This window comes from Rhizobium sp. BK379, from assembly GCF_014193955.1.
Classification (GTDB): Bacteria; Pseudomonadota; Alphaproteobacteria; order Rhizobiales; family Rhizobiaceae; genus Rhizobium.
Genome location: NZ_JACIAD010000020.1, coordinates 1 through 1284, shown reverse-complemented (window position 1 = coordinate 1284; position 1284 = coordinate 1). Strand labels below are relative to the sequence as shown.

Here is a 1284-nt window from a genome sequence, read left to right as displayed (position 1 = left end):
AGAGGTGGCTCGGTTTGTCTGAACAGTTTCGGGCGTTTCGCTAAGTGGATTTCCGCCTCGATTATGCCGCCACCATCATTGGTGCCAGCGCGTTGAAGTAGGCCTGATCCGGCGTCTGCCGGTCAAGGGATGAATGTGGTCGTCGGCTATTGTAAAAGGTCAGATATCGGCCAATGCCGACGCGGGCCTCGGACACGGTCTTGTAGGCATGGAGGTAGACTTCCTCGTATTTGATCGAACGCCAGAGCCTTTCGACGAACACGTTGTCCCGCCACGCACCCTTGCCATCCATCGAGATGGCGATTTCCGCCTTCTTCAGCACCGCCGTGAAGTCCATCGAGGTGAACTGCGAGCCTTGGTCGGTATTGAATATGTCGGGTTTGCCATAACGGGCCAGCGCTTCCTCGACTGCTTCGATGCAGAAGGCTGCTTCCATCGTGATCGACAGCCGCCATGACAGAACCCTCCGGCTGAACCAGTCCACGACGGCGCAGAGATAGACAAAACCGCGAGCCATCGGAACGTAGGTTATGTCCATTGCCCAGACCTGATTGGGCCGGGTGACCGCCAGCTTTCGCAGGAGGTAAGGATAGATTTTGTGACCTGGCGCTGGTTTGGATGTGTTCGGGCGACGATAGGTCGCTTCGATGCCCATCTTTTTCATCAGCGTGGCGACGTGAAGCCGCCCAGCTTCCAGCCCTTCTCCCCTCAAGAGCCCTTGCAACATTCGACTTCCGGCAAACGGGTAGTCGAGATGCAGTTCGTCGATCCGGCGCATCAAGGCAAGATCGCCGTCAGGCACTGGACGAGGCAGATAATAGAGGCTGCCACGACTGAAGCCGAGAAGCTTTGCCTGCCGGACAACGGATAGTTTATGCTCGCGGTTGATCATTTCTTTCCGCTCAGCAGTCCGGCTTTGCCGAGCGCACCGGATAAAAAATCATTCTCTAACGTCAGCTCCCCAATCTTGGCGTGCAGGGTTTTGACATCGACGGTCGGTGCCGCCGGTTCCGCTTTGGCGTCATCGCTGAAAACGCCTGTCGCCCCCTCAAGGAGTTGGTCTTTCCACTGTTTGATCTGATTGGCGTGCACGTCAAACTGCTGGGATAATTCCACCAGCGTCTGTTCACCTCTGATGGCGGCAAGCGCCACCTTCGCCTTGAAAGCCGGGCTATGGTTCCGGCGCGGTCGTCTCGTCATGGTCTCTCCTGTTCCCGGCATCTAAGCCGAAGTCAGGCAGAAATTCCACTTATCCTGGCTGTGCAGATTTCCCGAGCCAGCTCT

The 1284-nt window shown here is 56.9% G+C and carries 1 protein-coding gene; it reads right to left on the bottom strand.

Features of this window, described 5'->3' with window-relative positions; translation table 11 throughout:
* Positions 1-61: 61 nt before the first annotated feature.
* A protein-coding gene (locus FHT93_RS35420) for an IS3 family transposase (protein WP_183851422.1) occupies positions 62-1200 on the bottom strand; the annotation gives its coding sequence in 2 pieces (ribosomal slippage) (positions 62-942 and positions 942-1200; 1140 coding nt in all).
* Positions 1201-1284 lie beyond the last annotated feature (84 nt).